This window comes from Halomonas sp. SpR8, assembly GCF_031010195.1.
Taxonomy (GTDB): Bacteria; Pseudomonadota; Gammaproteobacteria; order Pseudomonadales; family Halomonadaceae; genus Vreelandella.
On record NZ_JAUAMC010000001.1, the window covers coordinates 754,755 to 773,174 of the forward strand.

Here is an 18,420-nt window from a genome sequence, read left to right on the forward strand (position 1 = left end):
ACAGGCCCCTAGCTTGCAAAGTGGACGACGCGGCGCTCTGCCGCAGGCATGTGGGGCCTTCGTTGGGCAGATACGTTAAAATGTGCTCTTTACTTAATATTTATTGTGCAAATGTTTGTAATGGTTTTTAAAATGATTTCTAAAATAGTTTTTGACGAGGTTTTACATGCCCGATGATATCGCTGAGCACTATCGCCAGATAATTTCCGCACTGGGTGAAGACCCCAGCCGTGAAGGGCTGAGAGATACACCTAAGCGGGCGGCAAAGGCTATGCAGTTTTTGAATGCAGGCTACACTCAGTCGTTGGATGAGATTGTCAATGGTGCGGTGTTTGAGTCGCAAACCGATGAAATGGTGCTGGTGAAAGACATTGAACTCTATTCGATGTGCGAGCATCACCTGCTGCCATTCATTGGTAAATGTCACATTGCCTATCTGCCCGACGGTAAAGTATTAGGGCTGTCTAAGTTTGCGCGTATTGTCGATATGTTTGCCCGTCGGATGCAGATTCAGGAAAACCTCACGCGCGAGATTGCCGAGGCAGTTCAGCAAGTGACACAGGCTAAGGGCGTTGCTGTAGTAGTGGAAGCGCGTCATTTATGTATGATGATGCGAGGTGTAGAGAAACAAAATTCCAGCATGACTTCGTCGGTGATGCTGGGCGGTTTTCGCACCAACCAAGCGACACGGCAAGAATTTTTGATGCTCATTAGTTAAATTAGCCTTGTTTATGGGCTAATTTAGCACGCCGCAAATTTGGTCTCAGCAGGGGGTTCGTCTTAGCATGAAGACGTTAATGAGTCTAATAAGGCCATCATTTTGGCTAGGAGTCTGTCATGGAAGCGCTTAAGGAAACACAGCTATACTGCCCGTTCGCCTATATAGATGGTAGTTGGGTCGCGGCAGATAGCGGCGAGCAAATTACGGTATCGAATCCGGCAACTGGAGAAGCGATTGGTGACATTCCTCGTTTAGGTAAAGCTGAGACCGAGCGTGCAATTGATGCAGCCGATGCTGCGCTACCGGCATGGCGAGCACTCACGGCCCAGGAGCGCGCTGACCTGCTGATGAAGTGGCACGACCTAATGCTCGAGCATCAGCAGGACCTTGCCATGCTGATGACATTTGAACAGGGTAAACCCCTCAAAGAAGCCGCTGGCGAAATAGTGTATGCAGCGAGCTTTTTACGCTGGTTTGCCGAAGAGGCGCGACGCGTTTATGGCGAAACGATTCCGGCGGCAAAAGCCAACCAGCGCATTGTGGTTACCAAACAGCCGGTAGGGGTGGTGGGTGCGATTACACCCTGGAACTTCCCCGCTGCGATGATCACTCGTAAAGCCGGTGCGGCACTGGCGGCGGGCTGCACGATTGTGGTCAAGCCCGCTAGTCAAACCCCATTCTCTGCCACCGCGCTGGCCTTATTAGCTGAACGTGCTGGCATTCCCCGCGGTGTTTTTAACGTCGTGCCGGGTAGCGCCAGTGACATTGCCCAGGCCATGACGCAGTCTCCGAAAGTGCGCAAAATCACCTTCACCGGCTCTACTGAAGTGGGGCGTAAGCTGATGGCACAAGCGGCGGAGCATATTCAGAAAATTTCGCTAGAGCTGGGCGGGAATGCGCCCTTTATCGTATTTGAAGACGCCGATTTGGATGCCGCCGTGGAAGGCGCAATGGCCGCCAAGTTCCGCAACGCTGGGCAAACCTGCGTATGTACCAACCGCTTCTTGGTGCAGTCGAGCGTCATTAATGCTTTTTGTGAAAAATTAGCGGTCGCCATGAACAGCGAGCTACACGTGGGTGATGGCACCAAGCCGAACATCAATATTGGCCCCTTGATTGATGAAAATGCGGTTAAAAAAGTCAGTGAGCATGTTCAGGATGCCATTGATAATGGCGCTGAACTGTTGCTGGGTGGTCATCCACATCCGCTGGGCGGTAATTTCTTTACTCCGACGCTGATCAGTTTCGCCACCGACCAAATGAAAGTGGCCCATGAAGAGACATTTGGTCCTCTGGCGGCGGTTTTCCCATTTGATGATGAAGAGACCGCTATTGAAATGGCCAATGACACTCAGTATGGCCTGGCTTCTTACTTCTATTCTCGTGACCTCGCCCGCGTATGGCGTGTGGCCGAGGCGCTGGAGTATGGCATGGTGGGTATTAACACCGGGGCTATCTCCAATGCCGCTGCGCCGTTTGGTGGCGTAAAAGCATCCGGTCTAGGCCGCGAAGGTGGTCATCAAGGTTTGGAAGAGTACCTGGAAACCAAGTATCTCTGTATTGATCTTGGCTAAGCTCTACCTGCTATTGCCTAGCCAATGAAATAGGCTAAAAAAGCCCCCATCAGCATGTTGCTGATGGGGGCTTTTTTTACGGCGATAATTAAAGGCCGAGCTAGCGGCTGACCTTAATGGCGGAAGTGGCGCATGCCGGTAAACACCATGGCAATACCCGCTTCGTTGGCAGCATCAATGACTTCCTGGTCGCGCATCGAACCACCCGGCTGAATAACAGCGGTAATGCCGGCCGCTGCCGCGGCATCGATACCGTCGCGGAAGGGGAAGAAAGCATCGGATGCCATCACCGAACCCGGTACTGAAAGGCCTTCGTCAGCGGCTTTAATGCCAGCGATCTTCGCCGAATAAACGCGGCTCATTTGGCCTGCGCCGACGCCCACCGTTTGGCCATCTTTGACGTAAACAATGGCGTTGGATTTAACGAATTTGGCGACTCGCCAGGCAAAGGCAAGATCGCGCAACTCCTGCTCGCTGGGTTCACGCTGGCTAACCACTGTCAGGTCGTCTCGGGTCACCATGCCATCATCGCGCTCTTGCACCAGCAAGCCACCATTAACGCGCTTAAAGTCGAGGGCTGACTGCTGCTCGCCGGGCCAGTGAGCGCTGACATCCAGCAAGCGAACATTCTGCTTGCTAGCCACAATAGCAACGGCTTCAGCGCTGACGCCGGGGGCAATAATCACCTCAACAAACTGGCGGTCTATGATCGCCTGGGCAGTTTCGGCGTCCAGTGCAGTATTGAAGGCGATAATACCCCCAAAGGCGCTGGTTGGATCGGTGGCAAACGCTTTGTCGTAAGCTGCCAAAGCGGTAGCGCCAATCGCCACGCCGCAGGGGTTGGCATGTTTAACGATCACGCAGGCAGTCTCGTTAAACGCTTTGACGCATTCAAACGCTGCATCGGTATCGGCGACATTGTTGTACGAAAGCGGTTTGCCCTGGAGGACTTTGGCCGTGGCAACGCTAGGCTGGTTAGCCGCAGGGTCAACGTAGAAAGCAGCCTGTTGATGGGGATTTTCGCCGTAACGCATGTCCTGCTTTTTTTGTAGCTGCAGGTTAAAGGTGCGTGGGAATGTCTTGTCAGTGGCGTTAACTTGACGGCCCAAATAGTCGGCAATGGCGCCGTCGTAGCCGGCGGTGTGCTCAAAAGCTTTTACGGCTAAATCAAAGCGTGTCGTGCTACTGACCTGGCCATCTTGCGCGGCCAGCTCGCCTAGGACACGGGCGTAATCGCTGCTATTCACCACAATGGTGGTGTAGGCGTGATTTTTGGCGCAGGCACGAACCATGGTCGGGCCACCGATATCGATATTCTCGATGGCATCTTCTAGCGTGCAGTCTGGCTTGGCAACCGTCGCGGCAAACGGGTAAAGGTTGACCACCACCATGTCGATTGGTGCGATGTCGTTTTCAGCCATTACCGCGTCATCCTGGCCGCGACGGGCCAAAATGCCACCGTGAATTTTGGGGTGCAGGGTTTTTACGCGGCCATCCATAATTTCGGGGAAGCCGGTATGTTCAGACACCTCTTTAACCGCAATGGCATTTTCCTGGAGCAGACGAAATGTGCCACCAGTGGAGAGCAGTTCAACACCGAGCTCAGTCAGGCCGCGGGCGAATTCCACAATGCCGGTTTTATCAGAAACGCTCAAAAGGGCGCGGCGAACGGGGGTAGCGTTGCTGTCAGTCAGGGGAGGATTGTCATCCATAAGAGAGTTATCAGCCATTAGAGTGCTCGTGTGCAGAGTGGAAAATTAATCATAACAACGCCCCAGAGTTATTGGGCGTCACCTTCGATAAGACTGTATTGCTTGAGTTTTTTGCGCAGGGTGCCACGGTTAAGGCCGAGCACGTCAGCGGCCCGGGTCTGATTACCGTCGGTATGCTCTAGTACGCAGGCCAGTAATGGCGCTTCTACTTCGGCCATCACCATGGCGTACAGATCGGTAGCCTGACTGCCATCGAGATGCTCGAAGTAACGGCGCATGGCGGTTTCCACGGCCTCACGAAGCGGCTGAGGTGGCGTGCTAGTAGCGGAGTCAGCCAACGTGCCCACCAACTGAGTGGAAGTGACGCCGGAATAGGTATCGCTAGAGAGAAGATCGCGTTCAGTCATGCAGCATAGCTTCCTTTGGCTAGCAAACGCGTGGCGGCGTCTTCGGCGGCCATCGCGTCGTTGATCCAATCTAATTGCGTTTCAGGTGATGCCAACACATTGAACTGCTGCTTAAGCGCGCGCTGTTGGGGCTGCGTAAAGCGTGGGTCCTCGTTGAGATACCAGCCGATATGTTTACGCGCTATACGTACGCCCATTGTGGTGCCGTAAAACTCGTGGAGCGCTTTCAGGTGCCCATGCAGCACCTGATGGCGTTCTCTAAGGCTGGGTAACGCCATCCGCACACCGTGTTGAAGATAATGGTTGATCTGATGAAAGATCCACGGGTTGCCCTGTGCGCCACGGCCTACCATTACGGCATCAGCACCGGTATAAGCGAGTACCTCGGCGGCTTTTTCAGCACTTGTTATGTCGCCGTTAGCAATCACTGGTATCGAGAGGTGAGATTTGATCTCAGCAATCGTGTCGTACTCTGCCTGTCCAGTATAGCGCTGCTGACGATGTCGGCCATGTACGGCTAGCGATTGAATGCCTGCTGACTCGGCAATTTGGGCAATTCGCAGGCCGTTATTGGATTCAGCGCACCAGCCAGTGCGAATTTTAAGCGTTACGGGAATGTCGACGGCGGCCACAACAGCGTCGAGAATTTCCGCCACCAGCGCCTCATCGCGGAGCAAAGCGGAACCGGCGGCTTTGTTGCACACCTTTTTAGCCGGGCAGCCCATATTGATGTCAATAATTTGTGCGCCCAGTTCGGCATTCAGCCGAGCCGCTTGGGCGAGCATATCCGCATCGCCTCCGGCAATTTGTACCACCCGTGGGTCGGGTTCACCGCGGTGGTCCATACGCAGCTGCGATTTGCGTGTATGCCACAGGCTCGGGTCGGCAGTGACCATTTCACCCACCACCCAGCCAGCTCCAAGCCGCCGGCATAGCTGACGAAAAGGGCGGTCGGTGACGCCAGCCATTGGCGCAAGCATTACCCGGTTCGGTAGCTCATACGGCCCAATAGTGGGTAATGTAGTGGTTGAGGTCATGGCGCGGGCTTTGTGTTTGCTAGATTTGTGTTTGCTAGACTATATGAGTGAACTGGCGGCGAGTAGACGCTTACAAGGGGCGACATGATACGCCTACTCGACGATAGGGTGAAGGCTGATTGCCTCTTTAGCTTGGACGCTGGCCGTTTAGTCGCACCCAGCCTTCACGCACCACCGGCTCTTCCATGCAGATGCCTTGTGCTATATAGGCTTGATAAACCTCATCGGCTTGATTGGCTAGGATGCCTGAAAGCGCAAGTCGACCGCCGGGCGCGACATGCCCCGCAATCATTGGCGCTAGCTCAACCAGCGGGCCCGCCAAGATATTGGCGGTCACGATAGGGTAGTCGCCACCATCGCTTAACTGCTCAGGGTAGTAGAGAGTTAAAGCCGGCTCGGCAATAGCGTTACGCTCGGCGTTGTCACGGCTGGCCTGAAGTGCCTGAGGGTCAATGTCGGTGGCATCAGCGTGGCTGGCACCCAGTTTTAGCGCAGCAATGGCGAGAATGCCCGAACCACAACCCACATCCAGCACTGTCTGCTGTGCTAAATGTCCATCCACCGCAAGTTCATCTAGCCACTCTAAACACAGTGCCGTCGTAGGATGTGTGCCGGTGCCAAAAGCAAGACCAGGATCGAGGATTAGGTTAACGGCATCCGCCTCAGGGGGTTCGTGCCAGCTAGGCACAATCCAAAGGCGCTGGCCCATACGCAGCGGGGTGAAGTCATCCATCCACTCGCGTTCCCAGTCACGGTCGGCTAGCAGTTCATACTCGATGGTGGGGCAGGGTTCGTCAGGCTGCTGCTCGGCCCAGGCGGCTGCAATCCTCTCAAGCATGCTCTCGACGCCTTCGAGGTCGTCATATAGTCCGGTTAGTATGGTGTCTTCCCAAAGCGGTGTGGTGCCACGCTCGGGCTCAAACACAGGGTCGTCGTGGGCGTCTTGAAGCCCAATAGCCGTCGCCCCCTCTTCAAGCAGCAGTTCTTCGAGGAATTCTACCTGCTCGGGGACGACATGAGCTTTGAGTTGAAGCCAGGGCATGAAGGTTCTCCGCAAGGCGATTTAAAGGCAGGTGCAGGAAAGACACGCTCAGTCAAGACGCATCCAATAAAGACACAGACGGGGTGGACATGGCCACCCCGCTGGGTATCAAGCAATTCGCTGGAAAGGCTTAGAGCGGCGTTAACTGCCGAGTTTCTTTTCCAGGTAGTGAATGTTGACACCGCCTTGACGGAAGTAGCTGTCGCGCACCAGATCTTTTTGCAGGTCGATATTGGTTTTAATGCCTTCCACGAGCAGTTCGTCGAGGGCATTGCGCATTCGCGTTAGGGCTATTTCGCGATCGGCTCCCCAGGTGATCAATTTACCGATCAGAGAGTCATAGTGCGGTGGCACGGTGTAGCCGGTATAGAGGTGGGAATCCATTCGGACGCCTAAACCACCAGGTGCATGAAATAGCGTTACCTTGCCGGGTGAAGGCATAAAGGTGCGTGAGTCTTCGGCGTTGATCCGACACTCAAAGGCGTGGCCATTGAGCTGTACATCTTCCTGGCGAATTGACAGTGGCAGACCGGAGGCAATGCGCAACTGTTCTTTAACAATATCCACGCCGGTCACCATTTCGGTAACCGGGTGCTCAACCTGAACGCGGGTATTCATCTCAATGAAGAAGTACTCACCGTCTTCGTACAGGAATTCAAACGTACCGGCGCCGCGGTAGTTGATCTTGATACATGCCTGACGGCACGCTTCCAGTACCTGGGCGCGGGCTTCGGGATCAAGGCCTGGTGCTGGGGCTTCTTCCAACACTTTTTGATGACGACGCTGTAGCGAGCAATCGCGGTCGTAAAGATGAATCGCGTTGCCTTGGCCGTCAGCAAGCACCTGAACTTCAACATGGCGAGGCTTTTCAAGGAATTTTTCCATGTAAACCGTGCCGTCGCCAAAGGCGGCGTGTGCCTCAGTGCGGGTAACGGTAATCGCCGAAAGCAGGTGCCCCTCGGTGTGCACCACGCGCATACCGCGACCGCCGCCCCCAGAAGCGGCTTTAATAATAACCGGGTAGCCGATTCGGCGTGCCGTGGCTAAATTAGTCTCATCGTCATCACCTAACGGGCCATCAGAGCCTGGCACAGTAGGAACGCCCGCTTCCTTCATGGATTGAATTGCACTGACTTTATCGCCCATCAGGCGAATGGTCTCAGCGCGAGGGCCAATAAAGGTAAATCCAGAGCGCTCAACCTGCTCGGCAAAGTTGGCGTTTTCAGATAAAAAGCCGTAGCCGGGATGAATAGCGGTTGAGTCAGTGACTTCGGCCGCGCTGATCAGGGCCGGGATATTCAAATAAGACTGCGCTGACGATGCCGGTCCGATACACACGGCTTCATCTGCCAGGCGAACATGCATGAGTTCACGATCAGCCTTGGAGTGTACCGCTACGGTTTTAATGCCCAGCTCTTTACAGGCCCGTAAGATGCGAAGGGCAATCTCGCCGCGATTCGCGATAAGTACCTTGTCCAGCATGGGAGAGTCCACCCGTGTTGAAAATGAAAGATTAAGCGATAACGATCATGGGTTGATCGAATTCTACCGGTTCGCCATCTTCCACCAGAATGGCTTCCACCACACCGTCGCGATCGGCTTCAATCTGGTTCATCATTTTCATGGCTTCAATGATGCATACGGTGTCGCCCTGTTTGACGGTATCGCCAACTTCTACAAACGATTTTGCGCCCGGTGCCGGGCTGCGGTAGAAGGTACCGACCATGGGCGAGTTGACTGCTTCGCCACGGTAGCTAACGCCCTGAGGCTCAGCTTCAGCAGCAGGCGGTGCCGCAGGAGCGCCTGTCGCGGGAGCTGGTGCGTAGCCAGGCTGCTGCGCATATTGGGGCATAGGCTGTGGCTGCCACGAGGCACCATTCGGATGGCGGCTGATACGTACTGACTCTTCGCCTTCCTGAATTTCAATCTCGCTAATGTTGGATTCTTCGAGCAGTTCAATCAGTTTCTTAACTTTACGGATATCCATGGCACAGCCCCATCAATGGCATAAAAAGGTTATGAAAATTTAAACACAGAGCAAATTCGCCGAATCGGCAAAGCGCTGTAGGCGTTTCGTTAAGCGCAGTAAACCAAATTTAAAAGCGAGGAGAACGCTGCATGTTAGTGAACGTTACCCTGTTCTCACCGCTAAAAAAGCAAATTTTTAGCTTATATGGGAGCGAAGTTTGCCGAAAAAGTGCGAGGATGTCCAGCAACTGTCTAAGCTCCCAACTAGATCACACGGATAGTGTGAAATTAAACAACCGTTTGACGATGTTTGCGCCAGAAGGCTTATTTAGCGCTTTAATGCGCTATTAGAAAAGAGTGAGAATTAGCTATTCGCAAGCCACTGGCTCACGGACTCAAGGTGTTCTTGCAACTGCTCGGCAGTCACCTCGCCTTGAATACGCGCATCACGAATCTCATGGCCTTGGCTAAAAAACAGCAGGCTGGGCGGGCCAAAGAGGCTAAACCGGTCAAGCAGCTCGCGGCTTTGTGGATTGGTATCGGTGACATCGGCAGCAATTAAGGTGTAATCGCTTAGCGCCGCGGAGACCCGTGGGTCGGGGTAGACATCACGCTCCAGTAGTTTGCATGAAATACACCAGTCGGCGGTAAAGTGGACGAACACCGATTGGTTCGCGCCGCCAGCGTTATCAATGGCCTCTTCAAGCGCAGCTAAATTATCTACCTCAATAAAATCGAGAGCTTGCGCCTGTGACCCTTCGGAAACACTGTAAGCGGTAGCCAATGGACGCAGCGGGTTGCTGCCGCCTTGGGCTGCGCCGATTACCAGCACGACTCCCCACGCTAGCAGCATAAGCCCCAGCGTTTGGCGTGCCCGCGGCCAGCCCTGTGGCTGATTGAAATTCAGTGCCCCCAACGCCAGTGCTGTGCCAATCGCTAGCGCTGCCCATAGCAGTAGCGCAATGGGGGCGGCCACTAAACGCTCAATCATCCAAATGGCGACGCCCAGCAGCAGCAGTCCAAAGGCGATTTTCACTCCGTTCATCCAAGCGCCTGACCGGGGCAGCAGCGTGGCGCCAAAGGTGCCGACCAAAAGCAGCGGTACGCCCATGCCAAGGCCCAGCGCAAATAGCACCGCGCCGCCCATGGCCGCATCGCCGGTTGACGATATAAAGACCAGCGCTCCGGCCAAAGGTGCTGTTACACAGGGCGACACCACAAGCACTGAAAGGGCGCCTGCCACGGCTAAGCCCGCCGGGCCACTGTGCTGTGCACGCGCCTGCCAGGCGTCAATTCGGTTGGTTAAACGAGGTGACAGGTTCAAATTAAATGCCCCAAACATCGCTAGGGCAAACAGTGTGAAAAGCCCGGCAAAGGTGATTAACACAGGGGCCGACTGCAAACGGGCCTGAAGATTAAGCCCGGCGCCAAATAGCCCCATTAACACACCGACCAGTGCGTAAGTGAGCGCCATACCTATGACATAGCTGAACGAGAGTGCAAGGGCGCGCGGGCGCGTAGGATTTTGGCCCACTATAATTGAAGAGAGAATCGGGATCATCGGCAGCACGCAGGGCGTAAAGGTGAGCCCTAGGCCAGCTATAAAAAACAGCCCCAGTGCGAGCGGCAAGCTAGCATCGCTAATCAATGCGCTAAAGCGGCTGTCTTCGCTTTGGGGAGCAGAAAAATCTCTTTGGATGGAGGTACCAGGTGCCGCATTACCTGCAGCGTTATCGGCTTGCCAGTTAGCGAATTGGCTGGGTGGCTGAGTTTCACTGGCCTCTAGGCTGGTTTGCTCCGGCGGGTAACAGAGGCCAGCGTCGGCGCAGCCTTGAAACGTTAATGTAATGCTAAGAGGACCTGAGTAAGCCGCGTCTAGGGGCGCTTCAAACACCAACTGATCCCTGAATACATAGACATCGCCCATGAACTCATCATTGGTGAAGGTGCCCTGGGGGATTTCTGGCTCGCCGAGTGTCACGCTTTCCGTTTGGCTGGAAACAGCAAACTGATGCCGATAAAGATAGTAGCCGTCGGCGATATCCATCCCTATATAGAGCGTATCGCCATCGTGCCAAGCCGTCGGCTGGAAAGCCTCGGTGACAGGTAAAAATTCGTCTTGATTACTGGAAGAGGAGAACCACTGGGCGTGGGCGCCGAATGGTAACCAAACGAGAAACAAAACCAGTAAAGGAAATAGGCTTAGGCGTTTAAAAGAGAACACGGTGCGTCCTTAATCAATGGCAGCGCAAAGTAAGGCGAATAGCATACCGCATACTTAAAACCCTGAGACATACGCTGCGGTGACGTGACGCGCCCATTAATAGCACGTTAATTCTGGCATTATAAATCCTGGCAATACAAAAAGGTCGCCCGAAGGCGACCTCTCAAGTCCACAGGAAGAGCTTTAAACGATTACGCTTTCTGGTAAGCAGTAACCGATTTTTCAATCGCTTTGCGCGCCGCGTCGGCACCTTCCCAAGATTCAACTTTCACCCATTTGCCTTTTTCGAGATCTTTGTAGTTCTCGAAGAAGTGAGCGATCTGCTGACGCAACAGCTCAGGCAGGTCAGTCACTTCCTGAATGTCATCATAGAGCGAGCTTAGCTTGGCGTGGGGTACGCAGATCAATTTAGCATCTTCGCCGGCTTCGTCGGTCATATTCAAAATGCCAACCGGGCGCGCGCGAATGATACTACCAGGTTGAACCGGGTGCGGCGTAACAACCAGCGCGTCAAGCGCGTCGCCATCGTCGGCCAGGGTATGCGGGATAAAGCCGTAGTTGGCGGGATAGAACATCGGCGTGGCCATAAAGCGGTCAACGAGGAGTGCGCCCATATCCTTATCAATTTCGTATTTGATCGGATCGTGATTGGCTGGAATTTCGATCACCACGTAAACGTCGTTGGGTAGATCTTTCCCGGCAGGGATATTGTCAAAGTTCATCGTTGCTTCCTTGGTAGTACTGTTGTGGCTAGACAATCGTATCAGAGGCGTTTATGGCGAAGAATTATACGAACATGACCGCGCGATTACCAATGCGATATAGGTGGCAGGTAAAAGTGGGTCAGCAAAGCGCTAATGTAATAGCGACGTTTGGTGGGCATCGCTTCTGCTTGGCTGTGTGTATCATAGGCAGGGTTGATTGATAGAGATTTTGACAGTGTTAGTTGACAGTGATGTCCTTTGATCAAGTCGGCAGCCTAGGAGGATGACTTGTCGCACGCCCAGTTGCTCATTAGTTATGGTCAAGCGTTTGTCGCGCCCGATCGGCGTCTGCATCGCAGCTCAATGTCGGTGCGTTTCCCTGAGGCGCCGCTGCTGCGTGCTAAAGGCGGCTGCGCAGTTATCAGTGACTCTATTTCACGCAATACGATGGCCAAGCAGGCTGGCGATCTGAGTGTGCGCGGGTTTCTGGCTGACTACTTCTCAACCCCCGATCATTGGGATGTTAAAACCTCGGCAACTCGGGTTTTGCGCGCGTTGAATAGCTGGTGCTATAGCCAGAGCCAGCACGTTAAAGAGGGCAGTTTTGTTTCCTCTATGTCGGCCATGGTATTTCGGGGTCGCGAAGCCCATCTGTTTCATATGGGTGACACGCTGGTGTTTCGTTTACGCGGCGCGGAGTTTGAGCAGCTAAGTCGCGATCATGTGACCGATTTGGGCGGCTATCGCTACCCCTCCCGTGCATTGGGTATGGATGGTAGTGTCGACATCGACTATACCCACATTGCGGTGAAGCAGGGCGATCTGTTCCTGTTTACCACCCAGGGCGTGCGCGGCACACTGCTGCCTTCCGATTACGTGCGCTTAATTCGTCAGGACGCCAGTGATCTGGATGCCGCCTGTGAGCGGCTAGCCGATGAAGCCAAACAGCGTGCCCAGGATCGCGGCTACGGTGGCGATCAGTTCTGTTTCCAGCTGGTCCGTATCGATGAATTACCCGACGAGGTTACTGAGCATCCAGGGCAACTCTATGGCGATCTGCCGATCCCTCCTGAGCTGGCTCCCGGTGCCCGTTTAGACGGCCTGGAGGTGCTTGACGTGCTGTCACGAACGGCCCAGTCTCGGGTTTACCGCGTACGTGATGTACACAGTGAGCGGGAAATGGTCATGAAAGCCCCCAGCCCGGAGCTTTCGTTGCGCAATGCCTATCTTGAGCACTTTTTGCTCCAGCAGTGGGTGGTGGAGCGCGTTAACTCGCCTTTTGTGGTTAAAGTAATGGAGCCTTCGCGGCCTCGGCGCTACCTCTATTATCTGATGCAGCGGATTGAAGGCGAGACGCTGCGAGAGTGGGCAGAGCGCCATCCTCAGGCTAGCCTGACTCAGCGTTTAGATATCGCTAACCAGCTTGGCAAGGCGGTACAGGCGCTGCATCATCGGGAAATTATTCATCAGCAGATCAATCCCGATAATATTTTAATCGACCCGCACGGCAAGCTGGTGCTTACCGATTTTAGCGCTTGCCATATGCGCGATGGCGAAGGCCACCGCCACTCAAGTGAGCTGCTTCGTCAGATTGGCTTTAATGAGCACACTGCTCCCGAGTATGCTTTGGGGGACAGCATTGGTCGGCGCAGCGATCAGTACTCGTTAGCTTCCACTACTTACTGGCTGTTGACCGGGGCATTGCCGTATACACTGACGCCTAACCGGCTGCGCAGTCATACCGACCTTGAAGAGCTGACATACCGAAGTGCGCGCACGACCAACCCGGAAATTTCACCGGACTTGGATGACGCTCTGCGCCGCGCGCTGGATCCTCAGCGGGCGCTGCGCTTTAGACGACTGTCAGAATTTTTGCATGCGCTAAGGGTGCCGTTGGGGCGACAGCCAAACCGGGAGGAGAGCCGTCAGGAACCGCGGCGTTTTTGGCAGGGTGTGGCGGGGATACTGCTACTGCTGCTGGTTCTTTCCTGGCTGTTAAGGTAGTTAAGGTAGGAAAAGGCAATAAAACGGGGCGATGAATCATTTCATCGCCCCGTTTTGTATGTCTGCTACGGCAATTGTTTATAGCGTGAAAATAGGCAGCTTGCGCTCTGCCTTGGCGAGCTTCAGCTTCGCCACTTTAGGCAGGCCATTCTCAAATGGTGGAAAATCTTCGCCCTGAATTAACGGGGAGAGGTAGTCGCGGCACGCTTGGGTAATGCCAAGGCCGTTCTCACTGATAAAGTCACGGGGCATAAATTTCTCTTGGTTGGCTACCTGTGACAGCGGCGCAGAAATCACGTCCCACTGATAGGGCACCTGAGAGATACGCCGAATCGCAGGCATCATGGCGTTTTTACCTGCTAGCGCCAAGGTTACCGCTTCGCGCCCGACCGCATAAGCCTGCTCAACATCCGTCTTAGAGGCCAGATGGCGCGCAGCACGCTGGAGATAGTCAGCGACTGCCCAGTGGTACTTGTAGCCCAAATCCTGCTTGATCATGCCCGCCAGTGTCGGTGCCACACCGCCTAACTGGCGGTGACCAAACGCATCGGTGTTGCCGGCATCGGCCAGAAAAGTGCCATCTTCGTAACGTGCGCCCTCTGAGACTACAATAACGCAGTAGCCATAGTTTTTAACGGACTCCTCAACCCGCGCCATCGCAGCCTTACGATTAAACGGCACTTCGGGGAAAATGATCATGTGCGGGGGCTCGCCTTCCGCTTCACCCGCTAAACCGCCAGCAGCGGCAATCCAGCCCGCATGACGGCCCATAACTTCGAGCACAAACACCTTGGTAGAGGTGGCGCACATGGAAGCGATATCCAATGAGGCTTCCAAAGTCGAAGTGGCAATGTACTTGGCAACGCTGCCAAACCCTGGGCTGTTATCAGTAATCGGCAGATCGTTATCAACGGTTTTGGGCACGTGGATGGCGGTAAGCGGATAGCCCAGCTTCTCAGAAAGCTGAGAGACCTTTAAGCAAGTATCAGCGCTATCGCCACCACCGTTGTAGAAGAAGTAACGAATGTCGTGGGCTTTGAAGACTTCAATCAAGCGCTCGTACTGGGCGCGGTGGGTATCTATATCTTTAAGTTTGTAACGGCAGGAGCCAAAAGCCCCACCCGGTGTGTGGCGAAGGGCGGCAATTGCCTCGTCGCTCTCTTGGGTAACGTCGATAAGATCTTCCGTTAACGCGCCAATAATGCCGTTATGTCCGGCGTAAACCTTGCCAATTTGTTCGGGGGCTTGGCGGCAGGCTTCGATAACGCCGCAGGCGCTAGCGTTGATCACGGCGGTGACGCCACCGGATTGGGCGTAAAAGGCATTATGCTGGGCCATGGAAACGTCTCATCTCTTGAATACGGAAAGGGTGAATCGTAGTGATCTGCCAACGCCAGGAGAAGAAAACGGTACGCCTAGCGGTGACGGTAAAGCTTGATTTGTTGCGAAGTGCAGAGCTTAGCGTAAAGCCTTGTTCTCTGCATTAGTAGCTGCATCAGCGTAAGACGCTAATCCGGCCCATCCATTTCCTGCTCACGCTGAGCTAACTGCCAGCCGCCCAGGTCTTTATAGCGATTGACCATGGCGCAAAACAGCTCGGCGGTACGCTCGGTGTCATAACGCGCGGAGTGAGCAGCCTTGTTATCAAACTCGATACCTGCAGCGCGGCAGGCACGGGCGAGCACCGTTTGACCATAAATCAAGCCTGCCAGCGTGGCGGTATCAAAGCTTGAAAAAGGGTGAAACGGGTTGCGCTTAATGCCGCAGCGATTCACCGCCGCGTTGAGGAAGCCTTGGTCAAAGGCTGCATTGTGGCCGACTAAAATAGCCCGGGTGCAGTCGTGGGCTTTGATCGATTTACGAATCGGCCGAAAAATTTCCCCGAGAGCTTCGGATTCACTCAGCGCTACCTGACGCCGCAACGGGTCGTCGAGATTGATGCCGGTAAAATCAAGTGCGGACTGCTCAACGTTCGCTCCGTCAAAGGGCTCAATGTGATAAGCATAGGTGGCATCAGGCAGCAAATTGCCTTCTGGATCCATGGTCAGCGTGACGGCGGCTATCTCAAGCACGGCATCACCTTGAGCGTTAAACCCCCCGGTTTCTAAATCAACGACCACCGGCAGGTAGCTGCGAAAACGTTGGGCCATTAATTCGCGGGCAATTGCCTCGCTCATGCAGCTCTCCTTATTTTCAAGCGAGTAAAAGTTGAAGCGAGTCATCAGTCGAGATAAGCGGCAGGCCGCCGCTTTGAATGGGGTGATTCTAGCAGCTTTACCCCCCAGGCGTCGTTGACGGTATTCGCTGGGCATTGAGAACGCTATACTCAACGTCTGACTCAAAACTTAATCGCTAAGGTTTATCTTTTAAAGGAGCAAAGAATGTCCGATGTCAAAAAGGTTGTGCTGGCTTATTCAGGCGGCCTGGACACATCCGTCATCGTTAAGTGGTTGCAAGAAACCTACAACTGCGAGGTAGTGACTTTTACTGCCGACATCGGTCAGGGCGAAGAAGTCGAACCGGCGCGAACTAAAGCTCAAGCGCTTGGCGTAAAAGAGATTTACATCGAAGACCTGCGTGAAGAGTTCGTGCGTGACTACGTCTACCCGATGTTCCGCGCCAACACTATCTATGAAGGCGAATACCTGCTGGGCACCTCCATCGCCCGCCCGTTAATTGCCAAGCGTTTGATCGAAATTGCCAATGAAACCGGTGCTGACGCTATTTCCCATGGTGCTACGGGTAAAGGTAACGACCAGGTACGCTTTGAGCTGGGCGGCTATGCACTGAAGCCCGGCGTTAAAGTCATCGCCCCTTGGCGTGAGTGGGATTTGACCTCGCGTGAAAAGCTCATGGCTTACTGTGAAGAGCACAACATTCCGGTCGATTTTTCTAATAAAAAGAAAAAATCGCCGTACTCCATGGATGCCAACCTACTGCATATCTCTTACGAGGGGGGCATTTTGGAAGACCCTTGGGCCGAAGCCGAAGACGATATGTGGCGCTGGAGCGTTTCTCCTGAAGCCGCTCCCGATACGCCTACCTACGTTGAACTGACGTACGAAAAGGGCGATATCGTCGCGATCGACGGCGAGCCGTTGAAAGCGCATGAAGTGCTCGAAAAACTCAACAAGCTGGGTGGCGACAACGGTATCGGCCGGTTGGATATTGTTGAAAACCGTTACGTGGGCATGAAGTCTCGTGGCTGCTACGAAACGCCAGGGGGCACGATTATGTTGCGCGCCCACCGCGCTATTGAGTCGCTAACGCTAGACCGCGAAGAGGCCCACCTGAAAGATCAACTGATGCCGAAATACGCAGAAGTGATCTACAACGGTTACTGGTGGAGCCCAGAGCGCCGCATGCTGCAGGCGGCGATTGACGAGACCCAAAAGAATGTATCGGGCGTCGTGCGTATGAAACTCTATAAAGGCAACGCTATCGTGGTAGGGCGTAAGTCCGACGAGTCGCTGTTTGATGAATCAATTGCGACGTTTGAAGATGATGCGGGCGCTTACGACCAGAAAGATGCCGAAGGCTTTATCAAGCTGAACGCGCTGCGGTTACGTATTGCTGCCGGTAAAGGCCGTAAACAGAGTTAATAAAACAGCGCTGCAAACCTTGCTAGGGCGGCAGTCAGCACTGCCGCCCTACAAACCAAGGAGCCACTGTGTTTAAAAAGGAGCCATCATGCTAAAAAAAATATTTTCCGGCCTTTTTGGTAGCGATACTCAAGCGGCGCCCGGTGCTAAGACCAAAGCCGCTGATCCAGTCGAATATAAAGGCTATTCGATTGTTTCTCAGCCGGACGATCAGAGTGGCCAATTTCGCGTAAGCGGTTGGATCAGTAAGCCTGATGCTGCCGGCGAAATGCTTCAACACCGTTTTGAGCGCTCCGATATGCTTCCCGGCCGTGACGCCTGTGATGCCATGATGGTAACGAAAGCGCAGCGCTATATTGATGAAGTCGGCGAAGCGATGTTCGAGCCCGATCCACGCCGTGCTGGCGACGTCTAAATAGCGGCATGGTTACAAGATTTAAGCAGTAGTCCCGAGGTTTAAGAACGAGCCACAAGATTTAAGGAGAGGCCTATGCGTGTGGTACACCAAGCCTCACCCTGGCGCTCCCTGCTGTACGATAACGGAACGTTAAACGAGTCGGCCCTTACAGCGCCTCTAAACCACCTCTTTACCAAAGTCTCCTCGCCTCAAACCTCACTCATCGATGCCTATCGGTGGCAATTATCGCTGGTTGAGTCGCTGGTGCATTACGATCTGCCTGCCTGGCGTATTGGCCAATTGATTAGCGACCACAATGCCCATCTCTATCGTCAGGCTATCGCCCTGTCACTCGACGAAATGCAGGCGCAAGGGTGGGGGAAACCCCCGGTCGATTATTGCGTACTGCTGTTAGGTTCGGCGGCACGCTTTGAAAGTCTGCTCGGCCCTGATCAAGATAACGCGCTAGTTATTGACGACTACCCGGACCATCGCCACGTCGAAATCGACGGCTATTTTCAGGCGCTCGGCGAGCGATTTACCCAGCGCTTAGATGAGGCCGGTATTCCGCTCTGCCGTGGACATGTTATGGCCCGCTGGCCGATGTGGCGCAAACGGATAAGTGAATGGCACGCGCAGTTGAAAATTTGGAGCGCTGATCGCCAGGTCAAACGCGTACAACAAACCAATATTTTGCTCGATTATTACCCGGTAGCGGGTAACCCAGCGTTGGCCAAACAGCTGGGCGAAAGCATTGCGGCCACGCTGCCCAAGGCAGCGCTTTTTATGGACGAGATGGCAGCGTTACTTGAAGAACTGCCGGTAGCGCTGGATCGTTTTGGGCGCATCACCTCAAGCCCAGGCTTGGATACGCCCCACGAACATGCCATTAACCTTAAACCCTGGATTCATAGAATAACCGCAGCACTTTGGATCATTCGGTAGAGGTAGGAGGGCCAGCGCCGGTACCCTCTCTGCCTTACCTACCAAAGTGAAGCAGAGCATGGGATACCGACAACTGACCCAAG

Annotated in this window: 16 protein-coding genes; 6 read left to right on the top strand and 10 right to left on the bottom strand. The window is 54.1% G+C overall.

Translation table 11 applies throughout. The features are described 5' to 3' along the window. Positions 1 to 166: 166 nt before the first annotated feature. On the top strand, positions 167 to 718 hold the full coding sequence (folE, locus tag QT230_RS03425) for a GTP cyclohydrolase I FolE (protein WP_308320078.1): 552 nt from the start codon (positions 167 to 169) through the stop codon (positions 716 to 718). Positions 719 to 837: 119 nt separating this feature from the next. Continuing rightward, positions 838 to 2,295, top strand: coding sequence for an NAD-dependent succinate-semialdehyde dehydrogenase (locus QT230_RS03430; protein WP_308320079.1), 1,458 nt, complete (start codon positions 838 to 840; stop codon positions 2,293 to 2,295). 113 nt (positions 2,296 to 2,408) lie between these two features. On the opposite strand, the gene purH is transcribed toward QT230_RS03430, so the two are convergent. The 8 genes from purH to ppa all read right to left on the bottom strand — a co-directional run bounded on the left by purH (position 2,409) and on the right by ppa (position 11,407). Then, on the bottom strand, positions 2,409 to 4,025 hold the full coding sequence (purH, locus tag QT230_RS03435) for a bifunctional phosphoribosylaminoimidazolecarboxamide formyltransferase/IMP cyclohydrolase (protein ID WP_308320081.1): 1,617 nt from the start codon (positions 4,023 to 4,025) through the stop codon (positions 2,409 to 2,411). 50 nt (positions 4,026 to 4,075) lie between these two features. Next, on the bottom strand, positions 4,076 to 4,414 hold the full coding sequence (gene fis / locus QT230_RS03440; RefSeq protein ID WP_308320082.1) for a DNA-binding transcriptional regulator Fis: 339 nt from the start codon (positions 4,412 to 4,414) through the stop codon (positions 4,076 to 4,078). Next, a complete protein-coding gene (gene dusB / locus QT230_RS03445; RefSeq protein ID WP_308320084.1) occupies positions 4,411 to 5,451 on the bottom strand; it encodes a tRNA dihydrouridine synthase DusB in 1,041 nt (346 codons plus the stop codon). Before dusB ends, fis begins: the two co-directional genes overlap by 4 nt. A gap of 127 nt (positions 5,452 to 5,578) precedes the next feature. Next, entirely contained in the window at positions 5,579 to 6,493 is a 915-nt protein-coding gene (gene prmA / locus QT230_RS03450) for a 50S ribosomal protein L11 methyltransferase (protein ID WP_308320085.1), read from the bottom strand. Between the two features lie 141 nt (positions 6,494 to 6,634). Beyond that, positions 6,635 to 7,975 (bottom strand): acetyl-CoA carboxylase biotin carboxylase subunit, encoded by a 1,341-nt coding sequence (gene accC / locus QT230_RS03455; protein WP_308320086.1) that lies wholly within the window; start codon positions 7,973 to 7,975, stop codon positions 6,635 to 6,637. Between the two features lie 31 nt (positions 7,976 to 8,006). Further along, positions 8,007 to 8,480, bottom strand: coding sequence for an acetyl-CoA carboxylase biotin carboxyl carrier protein (accB, locus tag QT230_RS03460; RefSeq protein WP_308320087.1), 474 nt, complete (start codon positions 8,478 to 8,480; stop codon positions 8,007 to 8,009). Between the two features lie 345 nt (positions 8,481 to 8,825). After that, positions 8,826 to 10,685 (bottom strand): protein-disulfide reductase DsbD, encoded by a 1,860-nt coding sequence (dsbD, locus tag QT230_RS03465; RefSeq protein WP_308320088.1) that lies wholly within the window; start codon positions 10,683 to 10,685, stop codon positions 8,826 to 8,828. A gap of 191 nt (positions 10,686 to 10,876) precedes the next feature. Then, a complete protein-coding gene (gene ppa / locus QT230_RS03470) occupies positions 10,877 to 11,407 on the bottom strand; it encodes an inorganic diphosphatase (RefSeq protein WP_035558619.1) in 531 nt (176 codons plus the stop codon). A 270-nt stretch (positions 11,408 to 11,677) separates the two neighbouring features. On the opposite strand from ppa, the gene QT230_RS03475 reads away from it, so the two are divergent. Next, a complete protein-coding gene (locus QT230_RS03475) occupies positions 11,678 to 13,393 on the top strand; it encodes a protein kinase (RefSeq protein WP_308320089.1) in 1,716 nt (571 codons plus the stop codon). 78 nt (positions 13,394 to 13,471) lie between these two features. On the opposite strand, the gene QT230_RS03480 is transcribed toward QT230_RS03475, so the two are convergent. Both QT230_RS03480 and rnt read right to left on the bottom strand, forming a co-directional pair. Then, complete coding sequence (locus QT230_RS03480; RefSeq protein ID WP_308320090.1) at positions 13,472 to 14,731, bottom strand: 6-phosphofructokinase; 1,260 nt, start codon at positions 14,729 to 14,731, stop codon at positions 13,472 to 13,474. Between the two features lie 170 nt (positions 14,732 to 14,901). Further along, on the bottom strand, positions 14,902 to 15,570 hold the full coding sequence (rnt, locus tag QT230_RS03485) for a ribonuclease T (RefSeq protein WP_308320091.1): 669 nt from the start codon (positions 15,568 to 15,570) through the stop codon (positions 14,902 to 14,904). Positions 15,571 to 15,774: 204 nt separating this feature from the next. On the opposite strand from rnt, the gene QT230_RS03490 reads away from it, so the two are divergent. The 3 genes from QT230_RS03490 to QT230_RS03500 all read left to right on the top strand — a co-directional run bounded on the left by QT230_RS03490 (position 15,775) and on the right by QT230_RS03500 (position 18,337). Continuing rightward, on the top strand, positions 15,775 to 16,995 hold the full coding sequence (locus tag QT230_RS03490) for an argininosuccinate synthase (RefSeq protein ID WP_308320092.1): 1,221 nt from the start codon (positions 15,775 to 15,777) through the stop codon (positions 16,993 to 16,995). An 88-nt stretch (positions 16,996 to 17,083) separates the two neighbouring features. Then, on the top strand, positions 17,084 to 17,410 hold the full coding sequence (locus tag QT230_RS03495; RefSeq protein ID WP_308320093.1) for an HlyU family transcriptional regulator: 327 nt from the start codon (positions 17,084 to 17,086) through the stop codon (positions 17,408 to 17,410). A gap of 75 nt (positions 17,411 to 17,485) precedes the next feature. Continuing rightward, positions 17,486 to 18,337, top strand: a complete 852-nt coding sequence (locus tag QT230_RS03500) for a DUF294 nucleotidyltransferase-like domain-containing protein (RefSeq protein WP_308320094.1) — start codon at positions 17,486 to 17,488, stop codon at positions 18,335 to 18,337. Positions 18,338 to 18,420 lie beyond the last annotated feature (83 nt).